The 21466-nt window shown below is 68.9% G+C and carries 18 protein-coding genes; 11 read left to right on the top strand and 7 right to left on the bottom strand.

Going from position 1 to position 21466, the window contains the following annotated elements; translation table 11 throughout:
* Window positions 1-15 precede the first annotated feature (15 nt).
* Window positions 16-1653: a glycoside hydrolase family 32 protein gene (locus BCO18175_RS20390; RefSeq protein ID WP_174983517.1), complete on the top strand. Its 1638-nt coding sequence runs from the start codon at window positions 16-18 to the stop codon at window positions 1651-1653.
* A 92-nt stretch (window positions 1654-1745) separates the two neighbouring features.
* Here BCO18175_RS20390 and BCO18175_RS20395 read toward each other — a convergent pair whose 3' ends face one another.
* Both BCO18175_RS20395 and BCO18175_RS20400 read right to left on the bottom strand, forming a co-directional pair.
* Window positions 1746-2495 (bottom strand): SDR family oxidoreductase, encoded by a 750-nt coding sequence (locus BCO18175_RS20395; protein WP_174913604.1) that lies wholly within the window; start codon window positions 2493-2495, stop codon window positions 1746-1748.
* Window positions 2496-2647: 152 nt separating this feature from the next.
* Window positions 2648-3565: a LysR family transcriptional regulator gene (locus BCO18175_RS20400; protein ID WP_174983519.1), complete on the bottom strand. Its 918-nt coding sequence runs from the start codon at window positions 3563-3565 to the stop codon at window positions 2648-2650.
* A 296-nt stretch (window positions 3566-3861) separates the two neighbouring features.
* Here BCO18175_RS20400 and BCO18175_RS20405 point away from each other — a divergent pair, with 296 nt between their 5' ends.
* From BCO18175_RS20405 to BCO18175_RS20440, 8 genes are all read left to right on the top strand, one after another.
* Window positions 3862-5346 carry a PLP-dependent aminotransferase family protein gene (locus BCO18175_RS20405; protein WP_174983521.1) on the top strand — a complete coding sequence of 495 codons (1485 nt, stop codon included), beginning with the start codon at window positions 3862-3864 and terminating at the stop codon, window positions 5344-5346.
* Window positions 5347-5440: 94 nt separating this feature from the next.
* Window positions 5441-5878 (top strand): carboxymuconolactone decarboxylase family protein, encoded by a 438-nt coding sequence (locus tag BCO18175_RS20410; protein ID WP_124577788.1) that lies wholly within the window; start codon window positions 5441-5443, stop codon window positions 5876-5878.
* A gap of 10 nt (window positions 5879-5888) precedes the next feature.
* The gene (locus BCO18175_RS20415; RefSeq protein WP_174983523.1) at window positions 5889-6314 is read left to right on the top strand and encodes a cupin domain-containing protein; all 426 of its coding nucleotides are present in this window, start codon (window positions 5889-5891) and stop codon (window positions 6312-6314) included.
* 268 nt (window positions 6315-6582) lie between these two features.
* Window positions 6583-7281: a TetR/AcrR family transcriptional regulator gene (locus BCO18175_RS20420; protein WP_174983525.1), complete on the top strand. Its 699-nt coding sequence runs from the start codon at window positions 6583-6585 to the stop codon at window positions 7279-7281.
* A gap of 2 nt (window positions 7282-7283) precedes the next feature.
* Window positions 7284-8243: an HlyD family secretion protein gene (locus tag BCO18175_RS20425; protein WP_438820506.1), complete on the top strand. Its 960-nt coding sequence runs from the start codon at window positions 7284-7286 to the stop codon at window positions 8241-8243.
* A complete protein-coding gene (locus BCO18175_RS20430; protein WP_174983528.1) occupies window positions 8240-9190 on the top strand; it encodes an ABC transporter ATP-binding protein in 951 nt (316 codons plus the stop codon). Before BCO18175_RS20425 ends, BCO18175_RS20430 begins: the two co-directional genes overlap by 4 nt.
* On the top strand, window positions 9187-10341 hold the full coding sequence (locus BCO18175_RS20435; protein ID WP_174983530.1) for an ABC transporter permease: 1155 nt from the start codon (window positions 9187-9189) through the stop codon (window positions 10339-10341). Before BCO18175_RS20430 ends, BCO18175_RS20435 begins: the two co-directional genes overlap by 4 nt.
* Window positions 10342-10351: 10 nt before the next feature.
* Window positions 10352-11842 carry an efflux transporter outer membrane subunit gene (locus tag BCO18175_RS20440; RefSeq protein WP_174983532.1) on the top strand — a complete coding sequence of 497 codons (1491 nt, stop codon included), beginning with the start codon at window positions 10352-10354 and terminating at the stop codon, window positions 11840-11842.
* Window positions 11843-12065: 223 nt separating this feature from the next.
* Here BCO18175_RS20440 and BCO18175_RS20445 read toward each other — a convergent pair whose 3' ends face one another.
* Both BCO18175_RS20445 and BCO18175_RS20450 read right to left on the bottom strand, forming a co-directional pair.
* Window positions 12066-13280 (bottom strand): porin, encoded by a 1215-nt coding sequence (locus BCO18175_RS20445; protein ID WP_174983534.1) that lies wholly within the window; start codon window positions 13278-13280, stop codon window positions 12066-12068.
* A 489-nt stretch (window positions 13281-13769) separates the two neighbouring features.
* A complete protein-coding gene (locus BCO18175_RS20450) occupies window positions 13770-14834 on the bottom strand; it encodes a phytoene/squalene synthase family protein (RefSeq protein ID WP_174983536.1) in 1065 nt (354 codons plus the stop codon).
* Window positions 14835-15208: 374 nt separating this feature from the next.
* Between BCO18175_RS20450 and BCO18175_RS20455 the strand changes: the two genes are divergently transcribed.
* Window positions 15209-16354: a glycerophosphodiester phosphodiesterase gene (locus BCO18175_RS20455; protein ID WP_174983538.1), complete on the top strand. Its 1146-nt coding sequence runs from the start codon at window positions 15209-15211 to the stop codon at window positions 16352-16354.
* A gap of 77 nt (window positions 16355-16431) precedes the next feature.
* Here BCO18175_RS20455 and BCO18175_RS20460 read toward each other — a convergent pair whose 3' ends face one another.
* Window positions 16432-18060 (bottom strand): rhodanese-related sulfurtransferase, encoded by a 1629-nt coding sequence (locus BCO18175_RS20460; RefSeq protein ID WP_174983540.1) that lies wholly within the window; start codon window positions 18058-18060, stop codon window positions 16432-16434.
* Window positions 18061-18170: 110 nt separating this feature from the next.
* Window positions 18171-18737: a cysteine dioxygenase gene (locus BCO18175_RS20465; protein WP_174913563.1), complete on the bottom strand. Its 567-nt coding sequence runs from the start codon at window positions 18735-18737 to the stop codon at window positions 18171-18173.
* A 74-nt stretch (window positions 18738-18811) separates the two neighbouring features.
* On the opposite strand from BCO18175_RS20465, the gene BCO18175_RS20470 reads away from it, so the two are divergent.
* Window positions 18812-19729, top strand: coding sequence for a LysR family transcriptional regulator (locus BCO18175_RS20470; RefSeq protein ID WP_174983542.1), 918 nt, complete (start codon window positions 18812-18814; stop codon window positions 19727-19729).
* Window positions 19730-19796: 67 nt separating this feature from the next.
* On the opposite strand, the gene BCO18175_RS20475 is transcribed toward BCO18175_RS20470, so the two are convergent.
* Window positions 19797-21167: an acyl-CoA dehydrogenase family protein gene (locus BCO18175_RS20475; RefSeq protein WP_174983544.1), complete on the bottom strand. Its 1371-nt coding sequence runs from the start codon at window positions 21165-21167 to the stop codon at window positions 19797-19799.
* Window positions 21168-21466: the final 299 nt, after the last annotated feature.

Raw genomic sequence — 21466 nt, forward strand, 5'->3', positions numbered from 1 at the left:
AGCACGGGACCCCGCATGATATCGACGTCTTTCCGCTTTTCCATCCGGATCGCCCGGTTGCTGCTCGCCTGCGTGGCCTGCACCCAGGTCGCCGCCGCACCTTGCCAGGCGCCGGCTGAAAACGGCACGCCGCAATGGCGGCCCGCGCTCCACTACACGCCTCAGCGCAACTGGATGAACGACCCGAACGGGCTCGTCTACGACAACGGCCGCTATCACCTGTTCTATCAATACAATCCGCTTGGCAACGACTGGGGCAACATGTCATGGGGCCACGCGACGAGCACCGATCTCGTCCACTGGCGCGAGCAGCCGGTCGCGATGCGCGCGAACGCGACGGAGGAAATCTTCTCCGGCTCGATCGTCGCCGACACCCTCAACACGTCCGGCCTGGGCAAGCCGGGCCACACGCCGCTCGTCGCGCTTTATACGAGCGTATACAAGGCGGGCTCCGGTCACGCGCCGGGCATCCAGGCGCAGTCGCTCGCGTACAGCGTCGACCAAGGCGCGACCTGGCAGCCGTACGCACACAATCCGGTGCTGACGCTCGATCCGGAATCGAAGCAATTTCGCGATCCGAAAGTGTCGTGGTACGCACCGGGCGGCTACTGGCTGATGACGACGGTGGTCGCCGACGCGCACGTCGTGAAGCTCTATCGCTCGGACGACCTGATCCACTGGAATTTTCTGAGCGACTTCACGCGGCCGGGCGTGCCGCACGACGGCGCGCTGTGGGAAATGCCCGACCTCGTGCCGCTGCCGCTCGACGGCGACCCCGCACGCATCCGGTGGGTCATGATCGTCAACGTCAATCCGTGGTCGATCGCCGGCGGCTCCGGTGCAATGTACTTCGTCGGCGACTTCGACGGCCGCACGTTTACGCCGGATCGGATTGCCCCCGCCGGCTCCGATCCCGCGCAATTCCGCTGGGTCGACCATGGCGCGGACTTCTACGCAGCCGGCACCTTCTCGGGCGCACCCGGCTCACGGCCGGTCGCGATCGCGTGGATGAGCAACTGGGATTACGCGGCGAACGTGCCGACCACGCCGTGGCGCGGCGCGACGACCCTGCCGCGCGAACTGTCGCTGAAAACGATCGACGGCGAACCGACGCTCGTCGTCGCACCGGCCGCCGCGTTCGATGCATGGGCGGACGGCAGGCCCGCCGTGCATGAAGGCGACCTCACGGTCGATTCCACGACACGCGTGCTGTCGGCCGCAACGCGCGGTGTCGTCCAGCGCATCACGGTCACGATCGCGCCGCAGCACGCGGCACGTGCGGGCCTGATCGTCCGGCGCTCGGCTGACGGCTCGGTCGGCACCCGGATCGTGTACGACACGGCAAAGCGCACGCTGACGCTCGACCGTTCGATGTCCGGTGAAACGAATTTCGCCGGCACGTTCAGCCGCGAACATATCGTGGACCTGCCGCTCGAGCACGATCAGTTGCGGCTCGAGATCGTCGTCGATCGCGGCTCGGTGGAAGTGTTCGCGAACGGCGGCCGTGTAGCGCTCACCGACCTGATCTTCCCGCCGCTCGACGCCGACCGCGTCGCCGTGTTCGCCGAGCACGGCCGTGCGACGTTCTCCGGGCTCACGGTGACGCAGCTCGAAGCCGGTGGCGGTAGCCATGGCGCCTGTGCGGCGCGATAGAGGCGATGTGCGGACACCTTCCGTCCGCACGTGACGGGAACTGTCCGCCCGGCGTCACGCCGGGCGGTTGCCCCCCGCCGGGGACTCGCCGATCAGAGCAGCCCCATCCCGCCCGACGCGATGATCTCCGCGCCGACGATGAACGCGGATTCCGGCGCGCTGAGGTGCAACACCGTCGACGCGATCTCGTCCGGCGTGCCGAACCGGCCGACCGGCACGAGGCCCTTGATCTTGTCGGCCGTTTCGTCGAGCGTCGCCGCATCGAGCCCGAGCTTGCCGTAGAGCGGCGTCTGCACCGGCCCGGGGCTCACGACGTTCACGCGCACGCCGTGCGGCAGCAGTTCCGTCGACAGCGTCTTCGCGAACGAATTGACGGCCGCCTTGCTCGCCGCGTACACCGACGAGCCGGGCATCCCGATATGCGCGTTGATCGATCCGTTGATCACGATCGACGCGCCGCGGTTCAGCAGCGGCACCAGCGACTGGATCTGGAAATAGGCGCCCTTCACGTTGGTGTTGAACACGAGATCCCACATGGCCTCGTCGCTGTCCGCGAACGGCGCGAGTTTCGCGACGCCCGCGTTGATGAACACGGCGTCGAGCCGCGCCCCCGCCGACGCGATCGCATCGGCCAGCGCACGGGCCGACGCGACGCTGCCGGCCTCGTTGCGGATCGCGAGCGCGCCGGCGCCGAGCGTTTGCCGCGCGGCCTCGAGCGTCTGCGCATCGCGCCCGGTGATGATGACGCGCGCACCTTCTGCCGCGAATGCCTTGGCGGCCGCGAGGCCGATACCGCTGTTACCACCCGTGACGAGGACCGTCTTTCCTTCGAAGCGTTGCATGATGTTCTCCTGTGAACCGGTGAGTTGACCGTGAATACAGAATGCGCGCTGCGCCCCGCCTTGCCGTGCGACGTCCGCGATGAACATGTTCGAAATCTTCGAACGTGTTTGGGCGGGCAGGTTCGATTGCCCTGTTCTGTCCGGTGCTGTTGTCAGCCGGTCACGTCGATGCCGTCGAGCAGGCGCTGCGCGAGCCTCGGTTCGCGCAATTGCTCCAGCCACCACTGCAGCGCGCGGCCGTCCCGGTCGCCGTGCCACGCGACGTACAGCAGGTTCGGTTCGCGCGGATCGGCCGTCTGCCTTTCCACGAGTTCGCCGCGCGCGAGCAGCGACGCCACGCGCCGGCGCGGCACCCAGCCGACGCCGAGCCCGTCGCGCTGCGCGAGGATCTTCGCGCGCATCGACGGCACCGCGAGCACGGCTTGCCCGCCGAGCAGGCCATATGCGCGGCCGGCCGCGCGCCGCGACGAATCGGCAACGACGACCGCGCGGTGCGCGCCGATCGCATCCCGCGTCAGCGCGCCGCTCGCTGCGGCCAGCGGATGCCGCGGCGATACCGCGAACACCCACTCCATCGCCCCCAGCTCGAACCACTTGAAGCCGGGAATCGCCGGCGGCTCGTTGGTCGCGCCGACCACTAGGTCCGCGCGGCCGTCGCGCAACGCTTCCCAGGTCCCGCCGAGCACTTCGTGCGTAAAACGCAACGACACGCCCGAGTCGAGCGCATCGAATGCACGAACGACCGGCAGCAGCGTGTCGAACTCCAGCACCTCGTCACTGACGATCCACAACCGGTCTTCCCAGCCGCTCGCGACCTGCCGCACGCGCTGCGTCAGCCGCGCGACGTCCAGCGCCAGCCGTGCCGCCTCGTCGGTCAGCAACTGTCCGGCCGGCGTGAGCTGCAGCCGGTAGCCGCGCCGGTCGAACAGCAGCGCGTCGAAGCGCGTTTCGAGCTGGCGCGCCGCGTGCGACACCGTCGACGGCGCCTTGCCGAGCCGCGCGGCCGCGCGCGACAGGCTGCCGGTGGCGCGGATCGCGTCGAGCAGCGCAAGTTCGTCTTCGGACAGCATGGGCACGCTCCGGTGTGGGGTTGTCGTGGATCGTAAGGCAGCGGCGGGCCGAGGTCCAATCGCTCGACGGGGCTGCGGCGTCTGACGATGCCCGTCCCCCTGACGGATGCCGCCGGGCCAGCGTTGAACGATGCACAGCCCGCGTCGCCCCGTCCGGATTCCTTGCACCGTGACGGCCGGTTCCTGCATCGAGCGAAACCCGCGAAACCGTCACGCAGCGCAGAACCACCAATTCTCCCGCCGACTTCCGGTATGCTGGCCGGTGCAAAATCACCGCAAATGAGGTAACCACTGCGATGGACATCGCCATCCGCATCGAAGGCCGTCACGACCTGACGGGGCAGATCTTCCGGCAGCTGCGCACCGCGATCGTCGACGGGCGGCTCGCCGGCGGCGCACGGCTGCCGTCGACGCGCGACCTTGCGAAACAGCTCGGCGTATCGCGCAAGACGACGCTCGACGCGTTCGAGCGCCTCGTCGCCGAGGGCTACCTGACTACGCGCGCGGGCGACGGCACGTTCGTCGCCGACGGCCTCGCTCGCGTGCCGCACGCTGCCGCCATGTCGGCACCGTCGCTCGTCGAGGACACGCCGCGTGTCGACGCGGTCGATGCGCGTGCGCTGTGGGACGACCTGCCCGACGCGCTCGCGATGCCTACGCCGCAGGATGCGCCCGGCTTCGATTTCCGCGGCGGCGTGACCGACAAGGCGCTGTTCCCGTTCGATGCGTGGCGGCGCTGCCTGCATCACGCACTGCGCCAGCAGATGCGCGGCCCCGCCCAGTACCACGACCCGGCCGGCGATCCGCAGTTGCGCGGCGCGATCGCGCGCTACGTCGCGTTCAGCCGCGCGGTCGCGTGCGGTTGGGACGACGTGCTCGTCACGCAGGGCGCGCAACAGGCGCTCGACCTGATCGCCCGCGTCGTCGTGCGGCCCGGCGACGTGGTCGCGGTCGAGGATCCCGGCTATCCACCCGCCCGCGCCGCGTTCGCGTCGCTCGGCGCGACGGTGATCGGCGTGCCGGTCGACGCGCACGGGCTGGTGACGGAACGGCTGCCCGACGACGCGCGCCTCGTCTACGTGACGCCATCGCATCAGTTCCCGCTGGGCATGCCGATGACGCTGGACCGGCGCGTCGCGCTGCTCGAATGGGCGCAGCGCCGCCGCGCGGTGATCATCGAGGACGACTACGACGGCGAGTTCCGCTTCGAAGGCCGGCCGGTGGAATCGCTGAAGAGCCTCGACCGCACGGGCCTCGTCGCGTATGTCGGCACGTTCTCGAAGACGATCTTTCCGGAACTGCGGATCGGCTACGCGATTCCGCCGCGTGCGCTGCGCGGCGCGCTGGCCAAGGCGAAGCAGATCGTCGACTGGCATACCTGCACACTGACCCAGGCGGCGCTCGCGCGCTTCATGCTCGAAGGCGATTTCGCGCGGCACCTGAAGCGCGTGCAGAAGCACTACGATGCGCGCCGCAAGATGCTGATCGCGCATCTGCGCGGCGAGCTCGCGCCGTGGTTCGACGCGATCGTGCCGACTGCCGGCATCCACCTCGCCGCGTACCTGAAGCCGGGGCTCGACGAAGCGGCGCTGGTCCGCGCGGCCCGCGCGCAGGACATCGGCCTGTACGGCATCTCGGCGTTCCACGTCGGCGTGCCGGTGCGTGCCGGGCTGCTGTTCGGCTATGGCGGGATCGACGCGCTGCGCATCGACACGGCGCTCGCGACGCTGGCCGGCCTGCTGGGTTCCGACACCGTCGGCGGCTCGGCACTGGTTACCTGAATTTCCCAGAAATTGGCCATTCAAGCAGGCCAGCATGCGTCCTAAAGTAGGTCCTGTCGCGCCACTGTGCGCCCCAACCGAAAAAGGACCTGCCATGCAACCGCGCCTGAACTTCTATACCGCCAGCCCGAATGCGATCAAGGTGATGCGCAACGCCGAGGAATTCCTCGCGAAGAGCTCGATCGAGAAGCCGCTCGCCGAACTCGTCCGCCTGCGCGCGTCGCAGATCAACGGCTGCGCGTTCTGCGTCGACATGCACACGACCGACGCGCGCAAGGGCGGCGAAACCGACCGCCGCCTGGCCACCGTCGTCACGTGGCGCGAGACGCCGTTCTTCACCGAGCGCGAACGCGCGGCGCTGGAATGGACCGAGGCGCTGACGCTGGTCGCCAGCAACCACGTGCCCGACGCCGTGTGGGAAGCCGTGAAGCCGCATTTCACCGACGAGGAGCTGTTCGACCTGTCGATGCTGATCGCGACGATCAACTCGTGGAACCGCTTCGCGATCGCGTTCCGCAAGATGCCCGAGTAAGGAGACGACGATGACTCACGCTACGCTCCTCCGTCGCGCCGCCCTGTGCGCGTGGCTCGCGGCCGGCGCCGCGTTGCTGCCTGCCGCCGCCCGCGCACACGACGCCGGCGACAACGTGCACGCGATCATGCAGCAGGCCGTGCCCGAAGCGCCCGGCAAGCTCGCCGTCGTCGCGACCGTCGACTATGCGCCCGGCCAGGCTTCCGATGCCCACCGGCACCTCGGCTCGGTGTTCGCGGTCGTGTCGAAAGGCGAAGTGCTGTCGCAGGTGAACGGCGGCCCGCTGCACCGCTACCGCGCCGGCGAAGGCTGGTACGAGGCGCCCGGCTCGCGCCACCAGGTGTCGCGCAACGCGAGTGCGACCGAGCCTGCGCAGCTCGTCGTGTTCGGGCTGACCGGCGAACACGTGCCGCTGACGTCGCCGATCGATCAGTGACCGCCTTTCGGGGGCGCGTGCCATTGTCCCGGCACGTGCCCCCGCTTCGCGACCGGGTTCCATGCAGCCGGTTCATGCTGTCGTCCCGCTCGTTCCCCCCGCCGTTTCTCCATTAGCCGCTCCCTACATTCCGCCGCCGGCTTGCTGCGCCGCGCCGCGTCACGTCACATCCCCGCCCGCGTCCCCGTTCGACGCTCGCCTGATCGCGATCAACTCGGGCGAAAACCCTTCCTTGAAATTAACTAACTCATCAATTAGCGTCGATTTCATGAACGCGAAATCCACCGTCGCCAGGCCGCGCGGGCGCCGCCCGTCGGTCGACGATTTCGACCTGCGCGACCACATGCTCGACGTCGCGATGCAGTTGTTCGCCGAGCGCGGGATCGCCGCGACGACCGTCGCGCAGATCGCCGCCGCCGCCGGCGTCACGTCGGCGATGGTCCACTACTACTTCACGAACCGCGAGCAGCTGCTCGACGCGATCGTCGAGGAGCGGCTGGCACAGGTCATCGCGTTCGTGTGGCGGCCGACCGAGCCGCACATCGAAAACGATCCGTTCGCGCTCGTCGCCGAGCTCGTCGACCGCTTCTTCGACGTCACGCACCGCATGCCGTGGCTGCCGTCGATCTGGCTGCGCGAGATCGTCCACGAAGGCGGGCTGCTGCGCGAGCGGATGGTCCGGCGCATTCCGCTCGAACATGTCGGGCGCTTTGCCGAGCGCATCCGCGCCGCGCAGCAGGCCGGCACGCTGAACCCCGCGCTCGAACCGGCGTTCCTGTTCCACTCGATCATCGCGCTGGTGATGCTGCCGCTCGCGACCGCGAAACTGTGGCAAAGCGCGCGCGGCCTGCCACCGATCGACCGCGACGTGCTGCACCGCCATGTCCGCGCGCTGCTCGGTTCGGGCCTGCAGCCGCCGGCCGCCGCGCCTCGCGCGCGGGCGCGCTCGCCGCGGAGGTCATCGTGAATATGGCCCGCACGCTGCCGCTCGCGCTGGCCACCGCCGCCGTGCTGCTCGCCGGTTGCGGACGGTCGACGAGCAACGGCACGACCTACCAGGGTTACGTCGAAGGCGAATTCGTGTACCTGTCGTCGTCACAATCGGGCACGCTGACGCAGTTGTCGGTCGCGCGCGGCCAGGCCCTCGCCGCCGGCGCGCCGGCCTTCTCGCTCGAAGCCGTCAGCGAAACGGCCGCGCTGCTGCAGGCACAGCACCAGCTCGCGGCCGCCCGCGCGCAGCTTGCCGATCTGCAGACGGGCAAGCGCCCGCCGGAAATCGCGGTCACGCAGGCGCAGCTCGCCCAGGCCACCGCGCAGGCCGCGCGGGCCGCCGCGCAACGCGCGCGCGATGAAAGCCAGTATGCGGCCGGGGGCCTGTCGAAACAGCAGCTCGACGATTCGCGCACGTCCGCGCAAACCACCGCCGCGCAGATGCGCGAACTGCAGAAACAGGTCGACGTCGCGCGCCTGCCGGGCCGCGCGCAGCAGGTCGCCGCGCAGGCCGCGCAGGTCGACGCCGCGCAGGCGACCGTCGCCGAGGCGCAATGGAAGCTCGACCAGAAGCGCGTCGCCGCACCCGCCGCCGGGCGCGTGTACGACACGCTGTACCGCGTCGGCGAATGGGTGCAGGCCGGCAATCCGGTCGTGCAGATGCTGCCGCCGCAAAACCTGAAGGTACGCTTCTTCGTGCCGGAGGCCGCGATTGCATCGCTCGCGCCGGGGCGCACGGTCGCGATCCACTGCGACGGCTGCGCGGCCGACGTGCCCGCGCGCATCACCTACGTGTCGAGCGAGGCCGAATACACGCCGCCCGTGATCTACAGCAACGAGAGCCGGACCAAGCTCGTGTTCATGATCGAGGCGCGCCCCGCCGTCGCCGACGCACCGAAGCTGCATCCCGGTCAGCCCGTCGCCGTGAGGGTGCCATGAACGCACCGTACGCGATCGACGTCGATCGCCTGAACAAGCGTTTCGGCGACAAGCATGTCGTGAAGGACGTATCGCTGCGGGTCGCGCGCGGCGAGATCTTCGGCTTTCTCGGGCCGAACGGCAGCGGCAAGACCACGTCGATCCGGATGATGTGCGGGCTGCTCACGCCCGACTCGGGCAGCGGCACCTGCCTCGGCTACGACATCGTGCGCGACAGCGCGCAGATCAAGCGGCGCGTCGGCTACATGACGCAGCGCTTCTCGTACTGGGAAGACCTGTCGATCCGCGAGAACCTCGACTTCGTCGCCCGCGTGTACGGGATGCCCGACCGCAAGGCAGCCGTCGCGCGCGCACTCGACGGGCTCGGCCTCGCGAGCCGCGCGGACCAGCTCACGGGGGCGCTGTCGGGCGGCTGGAAGCAGCGCCTCGCGCTGGCCGCCTGCATGCTGCACGAGCCGGCGCTGCTGCTGCTCGACGAGCCCACGGCCGGCGTCGACCCGGCCGCACGCCGCGACTTCTGGGAAGAGCTTCACCGGCTGGCGGCACAAGGGATCTCGGTGCTCGTCAGCACGCACTACATGGACGAAGCCGAGCGCTGCCACAAGCTCGCGTACATCGCGTACGGCGAGCTGCTCGCACAGGGCACGTCGGCGGAAATCGTCGCGTCGCAGGGGCTCGCGACCCGAGCGATCACGGGCGCGCATCTGAGCGAACTGTCCGCTCGGCTGCGCATGATGCCGGGCGTCGACCAGACGGTCGTGTTCGGCTCGGCGCTGCACGTGAGCGGCCGCGATCGCGCGCTGCTCGACGCGACGCTCGCGCAGGTCGCGGCGCAGGCCGGCGGCCCTGACGCACTGCAGGTCGCGCCGATCGACACCGGGCTCGAGGACGTCTTCATCTACATGATGGGCCGCGCATCCGGGCCGCCCGGCGGAGCGTCGTCATGACCGCGTGGGCGCGCTTGCGCGATTCGTTCTCGGTCGCACGCTGGTGGAGCATCGTGCTGAAGGAGTTCCTGCAGCTGCGGCGCGACCGCGTGACGTTCGCGATGATCGTCGGCGTGCCGATCATCCAGCTCACGCTGTTCGGCTTCGCGATCAACACCGATCCGAAGCACCTGCCCACGGCGGTGATCGTCGCCGATGCGAGCCCGTTCGCGCGCAGCTTCGTCGCCGCGATGCGCAATTCCGCGTACTTCGACATCGTCGAAACGCTGCCCGACGAAGCGGCCGGCCAGCGTGCGCTCGCACGCGGCGACGTGCTGTTCGTCTTGAACGTGCCGGCCGATTTCTCGCGGCGGCTGCTGCGCGGCGAGCGTCCGTCGCTGCTCGTCGAGGCGGACGCAACCGATCCCGTTGCGACCGCGTCGGCGATCGGCGCGCTATCCGGCCTCGTGCAGCCGGTCGCCGACAAGGACCTGACCGGCCCGCTCGCTCACCTGAACGGCCGCCCGGCCGCGTTCGACGTCGTGCTGCACCGGCTGTACAACCCCGAAGGCATCACGCAGTACAACGTCGTGCCGGGCCTGATGGGCGTGATCCTGACGATGACGATGGTGATGATGACGGGCCTCGCGATCACGCGCGAACGCGAGCGCGGCACGATGGAGAACCTGCTCGCGACACCCGTGCGGCCGCTCGAGGTGATGACGGGCAAGATCGTCCCGTATGTGCTGATCGGGCTGATCCAGGTATCGATCATCGTGGCCGCGGCGCGGTTCGTGTTCGACGTACCGTTCGTCGGCGGCGTGTTCGCGATCTACCTGTCCGCGCTGCTGTTCATCGCCGCGAACCTGACGGTCGGCATCACGTTGTCGTCGCTCGCGCAGAACCAGTTGCAGGCGATGCAGCTCGCGGTGTTCTATTTCCTGCCGAACATCCTGCTGTCGGGCTTCATGTTCCCATTCGCCGGGATGCCGAAGTGGGCGCAGTTCATCGGCAACCTGCTGCCGCTCACCTACTTCAACCGCCTCGTGCGCGGCATCCTGCTGAAAGGCAACGGCTGGAGCGACCTGTGGCCGTCCGTGTGGCCGGTCGCGCTGTTCACCGTCATCGTGATGGGCGTCGCGCTGCGCTTCTACCGGCGCACGCTCGACTAGGGGCCGCACGATGAAACCGGCTTCGCGTCGCCTCGCCAACGCCACCCGCGGCTGCACACTGGCGGCCGCCGCGCTGCTCGTCGCGGGATGTGCGGTCGGGCCGGATTTCCACGCGCCCGATGCACCTGCCACGCAGCACTACACGCGCGGCGAGCCGCCCATAACGACGGCCACCGCTGCCGGCCCGGCCGGCGACGCGCAGACGTTCGCATCGGCCGCGCACACACCGCAGCACTGGTGGACGCAGTTCGGCTCCGAACCGCTGAATCGGCTCGTCGATACCGCGTGGCACAACAGCCCGACACTCGCCGAGGCTCGTGCCCGGCTCGACGAAGCGCGGCAGAACCATGCGGCCGAAGCCGGCGCGACGATGTTGCCGAAAGTCGATGCGAGCCTGTCCGCTACACGCGAGCGGGTCGACACGACCGCGTTCGGCCTGCCCGCCAACGTGCCCAGCCCGGGGCCGTTCACGCTTTATGACGCGTCGGTGAGCGTGTCGTATGTGCTCGATGTGTTCGGCGGCAACCGCCGTGCGCTCGAAGCGCTGCGCGCGAAGGTCGACTACCAGGCGTACACGCTCGACGCCGCGCGCCTGACGCTCGCGGGCAACGTCGTCGCGACCGCGATCCTGCGCGCGTCGCTCGCGCAGCAGGTCGCGCTCACGCGACAGTTGATCGACGCGCAGGCGCGGCAGTTGCGCATCGTCGACGCGCGTTTAGCGGCGGGCGGCGTATCGCAGGCCGACGTGCATGCGCAACGCGCGCTGCTCGCTCAGACGCAGGCGTCGCTGCCGCCGCTCGAGGCCCGCCTCGCGCAGTCCGGCCACCGGCTCGGGATTCTGCTCGGCGTGCCGCCGTCCGATGCCGTGTTGCCCAACCTCACGCTCGATGCGCTCGCGCTACCGCGCACGCTGCCGGTCGCGCTGCCGTCGACGCTCGCGCGCGAACGGCCCGACATCCGCGCGGCCGAAGCCGTGCTGCACCAGGCGAGCGCGAACGTCGGCGTGGCCACTGCAAACCTGTATCCGCGCTTGTCGATTTCGGCGGGGATCGGCTCGGAGCGCACGCGCATCGCTGATCTCGTGAGCGGACTCAATGTGTGGAATGTCGGCCTCGGCCTGACGCAACCGCTCTTTCACGGCGGTGAACTGCGCGCGAAGAAACGTGCGGCCGAAGCGGCATACGACGCGGCGTTCGCGAGTTACCGGGAAACCGTGCTCGAGGCGCTGCAGCAGGTGGCCGATGCAATGCGCGCGGTCGAACACGACGCGGCTGCACTGCAGGCGAGAGATACTGCCGCGCAGGAAGCGGCGGCCAGCAACAGGATTGCCGGCGACCGTTACGCCGCAGGCGGGATCAGCACGTTCGACCTGCTCGATACGCAGCGGCAGGCGCTGCAGACAGCGCTCGACCGTACGCGGGCGCAGGCCGACCGGCTTGCCGATACGGCGGCTTTGTTTCAGGCACTGGCGGGAAGCTGGACGGATGGCGCGGCGGAGTGATCGGCTGGACGACATTGGCACGGGCCGGATGCTGCCGCCTGCGCGCCAGCACCGCGTGAGCGATGCGCTCGTCAGGCGCGGCTCTCGTCGCCCTCCGCATCCGGTCGATGCCGGCCGGTAACGGACCCGGAATACGCGCAATACGTACCGCACATAAAAAAACCGGCCCGAAGGCCGGTTTTCATACCGCATGCCGCAAGCGGCGCTCGCGCGCCGCGCGACATCAGAAGCGGTGGATCATGCCGACGCCGACGCCGATCTGGTTCTGCTTCGAACCTGCGCCCACGCCGTCGCCGATCGACGTCGTTGCAGCGATGATCTTGCCGCCGTTCAGCGTGTTGCCGCTCGAATGCTGGTACGCCTCAACTGCGTACAGGCCCGTGCGCTTCGACAGGCTGTAGTACTGCGACAGCGTGACCTGGTGGTACTTGGCCGAGCTGGTGATGCCGTTCGACTGCGTTGCCGCCGTGTACGAGTAGCCCGCTGCGAAGTCCCACTGAGCGGCTGCCTTCCAGTGCAGCACGGCGCCTGCCGTGTTGAAGATGGCCGTGTTGCGGAACGCCGAACCCGTGCCCGGCGTGTACTGGACGTTCGAGTACGATGCCGAAATGTCCCATGCCGGCGTGAACTGGTAGCCCGCCGTCACGGCGATACGCTGCTGCGATTGCGCCGTCGCATAGCCGTTGTTGATCGACGAAACTGCCGGCTGGTTGCCGTCGCCCGATGCCGTCAGGCCGTTCTGGACCGTCGAGTTCGCGCCCCACACGCCGCCGCCGAGCGTTGCGTTGTTGATCTTCTGATAGCCGACTGCGATGCCTGCCGGGCCGTTCAGGTACTGGATCGCCGCGCTCCACGTCGAGCCGCGGTTCGTTGCGCCTGCAACGCCGCCGAACGAGTACGAACCGCCGACCGTGACGCCGTAGAACTTCGGCGACATGTAGACGAGCGAGTTGTTCGCGCGGTAGCTGGTATCCAGCGAGTCGATATCGCCCGGGTGCGCGCCGTAGTAGCCGGTCAGCCAGGTCGTCGGGCTGTACGGCGACAGCAGCGTGTAGTACGCGGTGTACTGGCGGCCAGCCGTCAGCGTACCGTACGTGTTGTTGGTCAGGCCGACCCACGCTTGACGCGTGAAGATGCCGTTGGTCCACTGCGACGAGCCGTTAGCCGTGTTGACGCCGGCTTCCAACTGGAAAATCGCCTTCGTGCCGCCGCCGAGATCTTCGCTGCCCTTCAGGCCGAAGCGGCTGCCTGCCCACACGCCGGTGGACATTTGCACCTTCGAGTGACCACCCGTGGTCGCACCGACTGCCGACGAGTTGTTCTGGTAAGCCAGACCGTTGTCGACGATACCGTACAGGGTCACGCTGCTCTGGGCGTGGGCGGCGGTAGCGGCTGCAAGGCCCACTGCCGTCATGGCGAAAGCGACGCGCTTTTTCATTGATTCTCCGTCCTCAAAGAATGATTTCTTTTCTGGTGTGGTTTTATGACTGACACATGTGCGAGTACATGCCGACGGGATTCTGACGGATTACCGATTATTTCCCAACACGTGCAGTCGGTCATCGTATGATCGACGCAACGCACGGGTTCACCAAGCAGTTACATAACACCTGAAAACGCTTACGCAGCGGGCCTTTCCGGCATTTCCCGGTGAAAACCCTAGCTTTACATTTTTACGGGTGCAACGCGACCGTCGGATGTCGTCAGATGCCTTCGGCAACATACATCTTACAAATGCGCGACCGCGGCTGATACCACGATTCACGCCGCCGCGAAGGATCGCTGACGTTCATGACACCCACGTTTCGCGACACGAAATAATGAAAACGTTTTTAGTCGACGCGCGGGAGATGCGCGGGAGCGGCCCGGCGAACGCGGGCCGAGGGGCGATGCCGGCACCTGTCGTGCCGGCATCGTTCAGTGCGATTCAGCGCGTGGCCGGTTGCACGAGATGCGCGTTCACGGCATCGGTGAGCGCGGTCATGCGCGCGCGAATCGCGGCATTCGAGCCGACCAGCGCGAGCGACGACGCCATGATCCGGTAGACGCGCTTTCTCGGCACCTTGGCCGGCTTCGCCGGATCGAGCCACGCCATGTTGCCGGCCAGCAGTTCGAGCGTTTCGAGGCCGATCATGATCGGCCACAGGCACGCGAGCCGCAGTCGCACGAAGCGGCGCGGGATCGCAAGCGTATACAGGCACGCATCGCGATACTGGTCGAGCGTCGCGCGCAGCAGCTCGACGAGTACGCCGCGCGCGCGCGCCGACGCATCGGGCGCCAGCAGGTCGGCGACGCCGAGCCCGTGTGCGCCCAGCACGTCGTCGGGCAGGTAGCAGCGGCCGATGCGCAGATCCTTCCCGCAGTCGCGCAGGATGTTGGTCATCTGCAGCGCCTTGCCGAAACGGATGCCCTTCTCGCACATGTCCGGCAGGTTCCAGCGGCGCGCGGCCGGCGTGTGCATGCCCGTCATGTCGGTCCAGAACTCGCCCACGCAGCCGGCCACGAGATACGTGTAGCGGTCGAGTTCGCCGCGCGTCGGCAGCGATGCGACCCGTCCCGACTGCTCGTCCGGGAACGTGCGCAGGTCGAACACCATCCCCGCGGTCAGCGTCGCGACGACCTTGCGGATCGACGCGCGATCGGCATCCGGCTGCGTGCGCAGCAGCGCGAGCATCGGCTCCATCGAGCCGAGCAGCACGTGTTCGTGCGAATCGGTCTGCATCCGCGTCACGTCCTCGAGCGCGCGCGACAGCGCAATGCCGTCGCCGAGCCGTTCGACCTCGTCGCGCAGGTCGGTCAGCAACGCCGCCCGGCGATCGGGTGCGACGAGCGCGGTGTCGGCGATCGTGTCGGCCGCGCGCGCGAGCAGGTACGCAAGGCCGACCGGGTCGCGCATGCCGTCGGGCAGCACGCGCAGCGTCAGGTAGAAGGAGCGGGAAACGTTCTTCAGCAGGTCGCCGAGCAGGAAAGCGGAATCGGTTCGAGTCGTCATGGGTCGGGAAAAATCGGCCGGCGCGGGTCCCGGGCGCACACGGGCGCCGGGCGCCCGCGCCGGCCCGCGAGTCGCCGCATCGTCGCGCCAGGCGGGCGTCGGCCCCGGCGCGGCGATGCAAAATTCCCGCAAGTTTAGTGCATCCGGCCCGCGCCCTGCCTGAGACGGCAGGAATGCGTCACGCCCCAGGCCGCAGCAACCGCTCTTCCGCGGGCATCGCGCCCCAAAAATACTCAACGGAAAGGTCGAAGTAATACATATGTAATTATTCGGTGCGACGATCGCGTCCCATTCGACTCCGTGCGACACGGCACGACAGCCGCACCGCCGGAGCGATCGCCCCTTTCCGACTCTCGTTTCGAAGGTTCATCGACATGCTCTTCAAGCGCCCGACCTCCCTGCGCTACGTCCCGTTCGCCTGTGCCGCCGCGTTCCTGCTCGCCGCGTGCGGTGGCGACGACGACGTCGCGTCCGATCCCACCCAGCCGATTTCCGCGAAGGTCCAGGTGGTCGGCCATCGCGGCGCGAGCGCGCTGCGCCCCGAACACACACTCGCGTCGTACCGCAAGGCGATCGAGGACGGCGCCGACGTGATCGAACCCGACCTCGTGTCGACCCGCGACGGCGTGCTCGTCGCGCGTCACGAGAACGAGATCTCGGGCACGACGAACGTGTCGACGCTGCCGCAGTTCGCGAGCCGCAAGGCGACCAAGACGATCGACGGCGCGGAACTGACGGGCTGGTTCACCGAGGATTTCACGCTCGCCGAGCTGAAGACGCTGCGCGCCCGCGAGCGCATTCCGCAGGTCCGCCCCGCGAACACCGCGTACAACGACCAGTTCGAGATCCCGACGTTCGACGAGATCGTCGCGCTCGCGAAGCAGATGTCCGCGCAGACCGGCCGCACGATCCACCTGTATCCGGAAACCAAGCATCCGACCTACTTCCAGTCGATCGGCCTGGCCCTCGAGGACCGTCTGGTCGATGCGCTGCTGAAGGATTCGTACACGGCACGCACCGCGACCGTCTACATCCAGTCGTTCGAGGTCGCGAACCTGAAGACGATCCGCAACCGGATCAAGTCGAGCCAGCCGAACTGGAAGCTCGTGCAGCTGATGGACGAAGCCGGCCAGCGCCCGTACGACTTCGTGAAGGCGAACGACAAGCGCACCTACGGCGACCTGTCGACGCGCGACGGCATGCGTGAGGTCGCGACCTATGCGAACGGCGTCGGCCCGTACAAGACGTCGATCATCGCGGTCGCCGCGGACGGCACGCTGCAGCAGCCGACGCCGTACGTGCGCTACGCGCACGAGGCCGGCCTCGTCGTGCATCCGTACACGTTCCGCCCGGAGAACAACTTCCTGCCCGCGTCGCTGAAGGACGGCGGCACGCCGGCCACGCGCAACACGGCCGGCTCGGTGCGCGAGATCCAGGCGTACCTGCGCGCGGGCATCGACGGCTTCTTTACCGACGATCCGGCCGTCGGCCGCACGGCCGTCGATACGTTCAAGCGCTGATCGCGCCGAACGTTCCCGCCATACGGCAACGGGGCGCGGCGCACTGCGTGCCGCCGCGCCCCGTTACGCCGCATCGGTCAGATCACGTTGAAGTGATGCGTGCCGTCCCGCTTCAACTGATCGACCAGCCCGTACTCCCAGTCGAGATACGCCTGCATCGCGGCCGCCGCATTGTCGGTGCCTTCGTACGGGCGGCGGTAGCGGTCGACGCGCGGTGACGCCAGATGCGTCTCGCCGCTTTCGAGCGGCAGCCCGGCCTCGATCCACGCAGCCGTACCACCGGTGAGCACCGAGATGTCAGCCGAAGCCGGCAGCAGCGCACGCGCGTCATCCGCCGCGAATCGCGCCAGCAGGCTCGACCCGCACGTAAACACATAGCGCTTCGCGGCCGGAATCGCCGCGAGCGCGTCGCGCAACTGCGCACGCACGGCGAACCACGCGCCCGGGATATGGCGCTTCACGTAGTTCGCGCTGGCCGTCACGTCGACGATCGCCAGCTCGCCCGGCGCGGCCTCCTTCAGCCAGCCCGCGAGCGTCGCGGGCGATACGTCGGTCACGGTCGGCGTCGCCGGCACGTCGCGCGGCGGCTGGCCGCGCTCGCCGAACTTCGCCGTACCGTCCTCCGGCTCAACGACACGCACGTCCCAGCCCATCTGCGCGAGCCACGACGCGGTCATGTCGGCGCGCACGCCGTCGTCGTCGGCGAGCACGATCCGCGCACCGCGCACGGCCGCGTGATGATCGGTCTCCTGCACGAGCTGGCCGCCCGGCGTGCTCAGGAAGCCCGTCAGATGGCCGGCGTCATACTCCTCCGGCGTGCGCACGTCGAAGCGGTACAACGTGCGGCCCGGCGCTTCGAGTGCGGCGACATCCGCGAGCGCGATGCGCGGCACGCCCGCGCGTTCGGCCACCGCGCGCGCCGCCTGGCGTGCGCCGGCGCGCTGCGTCGCGTCGATGTCGTCCGGAAAGCGTCGCGCGGCGCCACGCTCGAGCGTCTGCCCGGCAAGCGTCCAGCCGATCGTGCCGTTGCGCAGCGCCGCGACCGGATTCGGCAGCCCCGCGTTGACGAGCGACTGCGTGCCGATGATGCTGCGCGTGCGGCCCGCGCAGTTGACGATCACCTGTGTCGCCGGGTTCGGTGCAAGCGCGCGCACGCGCAGCACGAGTTCCGCGCCCGGCACGCTCGTCGAGGTCGGGATGTTCATCGTCTGGTATTCGTCGAAACGGCGCGCGTCGACGATCACGACATCGGCCTTCGCGTCGATCAGCGCCTGCACCTCCTGCGCGGACAGCGACGGCGTATGCCGCTCGGCCTCGACCCATTCGCCGAACGACTTGCTCGGCACGTTCACGTCGATGAACAGTTCGCCGCCCGCGGCGAGCCAGCCCGCGAGGCCGCCGTCGAGCAGCCGCACGTCGGTATAGCCGAGTTGCGCGAGCTTCGCGGCCGCGCGCGGCGCGAGATCCTCGCCGCCCGCTTCGCCGAATACGACGATCGGCGTGTCGCGGCGCGGAATCCGCGTCCACGCGTCGAGTTCGAGTTTCGACAGCGGAAAGTTGGCGGCCCACAGCGGGTGGCCCTGCGCGTACGGATCTTCCTCGCGTACGTCGATCAGCGCGATCTCGTCGCGGGCAAGCAGGCGTGCGCGCACGTCCTGGTACGACGCGACGGGAAAGCGGGAAGTGGAATCGGCGGATTGCGTCACGGTGTCTCTGTCTTGATTGAATGCGTTGAAGTCGGTGAAGAAAGCGGAACGGATGAATCGTGGGCCCGCCGGCGCATGCGCGGCAACCGGCCGCGCCGGCGGGCGTTGCATCAGGCGTTCGAATAGCCCGACACGAAAGGCTTCACGGTGCCGTCGTCCAGGTACACCGCGCGCTCGACCTTGCCGATGTTCGCGCCGTACACGTGGATGCTGATCGATACCTGGTCGGCGAACGCGTTGGTCACGCGGTGGACGTCGCCGATGCGCGGCGACACGGCCTCGATTTCGCCCGGCTGCAGCCGCACGGCTTCGCCGGACGGCACCGGCTTGCCCGCTGCATCGAACCGGTACGGCTGCGAGAATTCGCCGCCGCGCAGCATCCCGATCAGCCCCCACACCGTGTGGTTGTGGATCGGCGTCGTCTGGCCGGGCCCCCACACGAAGCTGACGACCGAGAACCGCTCGTCCGGGTCGAGATGCAGCAGGTACTGCCGATAGCGCGCGGGGTCGGGCTGCGCGAATGCGTCGGGTAACCAGTCGTCGTGTTCGACGAGCGCCGCGAGCAGCGCGCCGCCCTCGTCGAGGATGCGCGCCTCGTTCGCGCCGGACGCGAGCAGCGCGCCCAGACCGTCGACGAACGGCCGCAACGGCGTCTGATGCAACGAAAGCGTACTCATCGGCTGACTCCTCGAATATGATGCCGAATATGATAGATCGTCATGATGCACCCGAAAGACCATGCAGAACAAACATGAAAATTAGCGATATCGACGCTTTTGCAGCGGTCGTCCGCTGCCAGACCCTGAGCCAGGCCGCGGCCGAGCTCGGGATGACGCAGCCGGCGATCACGCGGCGCGTCCAGAATCTCGAGGAAGCGCTCGGCGTGATCCTGCTCGATCGCAACACGAAACCGCCGCGCCCGACCGACATCGGCCGGCAGGTGTTCGAGCAGTGTCGCGCGATCCTGCGCGAAGTCGATGCGCTGCGCGAGCTGACGGCCGGCGAGCAGCCGCCCGCCGGCGAATTCCGGATCGGGCTCACGCAGGGCCTCGGCGAGCTGATGCTGCCCGCGCTGATCGCCGAACTCGCCGCGCAGTGGCCCGCGCTCGCGACGCAGGTCACGACCGCGTGGGGCGGCATGCTCGTCGAGCGCGTCGCCCGCCGCGAACTCGATGCGGCGCTCGTGTTCCTCGCGAGCGAAATGGTGCTGCCCGCGCAGGTCGAGGGCGAACGGCTGCTGGCCACGCGGCTCGTCGCGGTCGGCCGCAAGGGTGACTGGCCGCGCCGCAGCTACCGGCTCGCCGATTGCCACGCGCGCGGCTGGGTGCTCAATCCGGACGGCTGCGGTTTTCGCGCGGGCTTGCGGCGCGCGCTCGACGCGCAGGGCCTGCCGATGCCGGTCACGCTCGACACCTACGGCCGCGACCTGCAGTTGCAGAGCGTCGCGAACGGCTTCGGCATCGGGCTGATGCCGCTGCCGCTCGTCGAAGGCAGCCCGCTGCGCGATGCGCTCGACATCGTGCCACTCGCCGATTTCAAGCCGCAGATCGATCTGTGGTTGCTGCGCCGGCACGATGCGGCTCGCTTCGACGCGCCGCTCGCCGCCGTTGCCGCGCATGCGCGCACGGCGTTCGCATTGCCCGAGCAAGCGCACGGCAAGGCTGCGTGACCGTACCGGGCGGCAACGGCATCGCGCCGCCCGATCGACGCCCGCGCCCGCGCCAGCCCTGCTCCGCTCACACATCGCCGCGGCCGCGTCCGGTCTCGTTGACCGGCGCCCCGCCCGTCTCCGCCTCCGCGTCGCCCTTCGGTTCGTCTTTCGTCTCGCCCCGGCTCGCCGCTTCGAGTACCGCACGCCCCGCCGCCGCCGCGATCGCATCGTCCTGCGGCGTATGCACGCGGCTGCACAGCACGTCGCGATAGTGGCGTTCGAGCGGATTAGCGCGGCTCAGCCCGTGATTGCCCGACAGCTTCAGCGCCTGCTCGACCACGCGGATCGCGTGCTCAGTCACGGTGCGCTTGACGAGGCCACTCGTCGTGACCGCCGGTGCATTGCCCTCGTCGGTGCGCGCGACGTGATCGTCGAGCAGCACGCGGTTCGCATGCAGCCAGCCCTCGATTTCGCCGACCGCTTCCTGCACGCGCGGCAGCGTCGCGAGCGGCGCGCCCAGCCCGCTCGGCGCACGTGTCGTCGCGAACCCGACCAGCCAGTCGCGCGACGCACGTGCCACCGCGTCGTACAGGCTGCCGAGCAACGCAACCATCCACGCCTGCTGGTCGGCCTGCGCGTCGGCATCCGCATGAGTCGCGGCCGACACGGCCCATGCGTCCGGCGCGCGTACGTCGACCGCGTGATCGGCCGACAGCCGCACACCGTCGAACACGACCTCATGGCTGCCTGACGCACGCAGGCCGAGGTGATTCCAGCTTTCGATCACGCGGATGCGATCGCCATCCGCATCGCGGTCGCGCGGCACGAGAAACACGCCGACCCGCGGCGCCGGTTCATCGGTGCGCGCCCATACGGCCAGCCAGCGCAGCGCCGGGATCCCGGTGCTGTACAGCTTGTGGCCGGACAGCCGCCAGCCGTCGCCGTCGCGCCTTGCAATGGTTTCCGGCAGGCCGCCGCGCGACGGCGAACCGAGTGCAGGCTCGACGCGCAGCGCGTTGATCAGCGCACCGTGCGTGACCGCGCTGTCGAACACCGCGCGCCGCACGTGCGCCGGCCAGCGGTTGTCGGCACGCGCGAGCGCGCGATGCTGCAGGTAGGTCATCGTCAGCACCAGCGCGGTCGCCGGATCGGCCCGCGCGACGGCGGCCACGATCCGGCTCGCCTGCGCGAGCGTCGTACCGGCGCCGCCATGCTCGCGCGGCACGACCTGTGCGATCAGCCCGGCGCGATGCAGCCGCGCGAAGTTCTCGTGCGGAAAGCGGCCGTCGACGTCGTTGCGGGCCGCATCGGCGGCCAGCTCCGGCGCGAGGCGGTCGAGCAGCGCGGCGACGCGTGCGTCGTCGGCATCGGCATCGGCATCTTCGGTGGGCAGGAGGCGCAGCGAACGCGGCTGTGGCTGCGGCGACGGCGAGGAAGCGGCAAGGCTGGCGGACATCGAAACGGATTCCCTGGGTAATGCCGAAAGGCGGCAACCGCGGCAAAAGCCGCAACTAGCGGCAATCGAGCGCCACGCGGCGCGGCTTCTCATGAAGTCGGCGATCTGGAACACGCGGCGCCGGATGCACCGGCGCCCGCGCGCCCGATCGTTCGTGAGCCCACAGCGTATGCGCAGCACACCCCCGCCCAAACCATGCAAATCTGATATTCAAATCGGGATTGATTATTTCCGTTTCGCATGATCCCGGCGTTAACCTGCGCTCCATTCCTGCCCGGCCACGCGCCGGGACGTCCCTG

Origin of the sequence: Burkholderia lata (genome assembly GCF_902499335.1) — a bacterium.
In the GTDB taxonomy this organism is placed as follows: Bacteria; Pseudomonadota; Gammaproteobacteria; order Burkholderiales; family Burkholderiaceae; genus Burkholderia; species Burkholderia lata_B.

Excerpts from the sequence above, each read along its gene's own strand:
- BCO18175_RS20400 (WP_174983519.1), bottom strand. The coding sequence starts at position 3,565 with ATGCTGTCCGAAGACGAACTTGCGCTGCTCGACGCGATCCGCGCCACC.
- BCO18175_RS20415 (WP_174983523.1), top strand. The coding sequence starts at position 5,889 with ATGACTCACGCTACGCTCCTCCGTCGCGCCGCCCTGTGCGCGTGGCTC.
- BCO18175_RS20430 (WP_174983528.1), top strand. The coding sequence starts at position 8,240 with ATGAACGCACCGTACGCGATCGACGTCGATCGCCTGAACAAGCGTTTC.
- BCO18175_RS20425 (WP_438820506.1), top strand. The coding sequence starts at position 7,284 with ATGGCCCGCACGCTGCCGCTCGCGCTGGCCACCGCCGCCGTGCTGCTC.
- BCO18175_RS20445 (WP_174983534.1), bottom strand. The coding sequence starts at position 13,280 with ATGAAAAAGCGCGTCGCTTTCGCCATGACGGCAGTGGGCCTTGCAGCC.
- BCO18175_RS20475 (WP_174983544.1), bottom strand. The coding sequence starts at position 21,167 with ATGTCCGCCAGCCTTGCCGCTTCCTCGCCGTCGCCGCAGCCACAGCCG.
- BCO18175_RS20455 (WP_174983538.1), top strand. The coding sequence starts at position 15,209 with ATGCTCTTCAAGCGCCCGACCTCCCTGCGCTACGTCCCGTTCGCCTGT.
- BCO18175_RS20410 (WP_124577788.1), top strand. The coding sequence starts at position 5,441 with ATGCAACCGCGCCTGAACTTCTATACCGCCAGCCCGAATGCGATCAAG.
- BCO18175_RS20470 (WP_174983542.1), top strand. The coding sequence starts at position 18,812 with ATGAAAATTAGCGATATCGACGCTTTTGCAGCGGTCGTCCGCTGCCAG.
- BCO18175_RS20465 (WP_174913563.1), bottom strand. The coding sequence starts at position 18,737 with ATGAGTACGCTTTCGTTGCATCAGACGCCGTTGCGGCCGTTCGTCGAC.
- BCO18175_RS20440 (WP_174983532.1), top strand. The coding sequence starts at position 10,352 with ATGAAACCGGCTTCGCGTCGCCTCGCCAACGCCACCCGCGGCTGCACA.
- BCO18175_RS20435 (WP_174983530.1), top strand. The coding sequence starts at position 9,187 with ATGACCGCGTGGGCGCGCTTGCGCGATTCGTTCTCGGTCGCACGCTGG.
- BCO18175_RS20405 (WP_174983521.1), top strand. The coding sequence starts at position 3,862 with ATGGACATCGCCATCCGCATCGAAGGCCGTCACGACCTGACGGGGCAG.
- BCO18175_RS20395 (WP_174913604.1), bottom strand. The coding sequence starts at position 2,495 with ATGCAACGCTTCGAAGGAAAGACGGTCCTCGTCACGGGTGGTAACAGC.
- BCO18175_RS20390 (WP_174983517.1), top strand. The coding sequence starts at position 16 with ATGATATCGACGTCTTTCCGCTTTTCCATCCGGATCGCCCGGTTGCTG.
- BCO18175_RS20450 (WP_174983536.1), bottom strand. The coding sequence starts at position 14,834 with ATGACGACTCGAACCGATTCCGCTTTCCTGCTCGGCGACCTGCTGAAG.
- BCO18175_RS20420 (WP_174983525.1), top strand. The coding sequence starts at position 6,583 with ATGAACGCGAAATCCACCGTCGCCAGGCCGCGCGGGCGCCGCCCGTCG.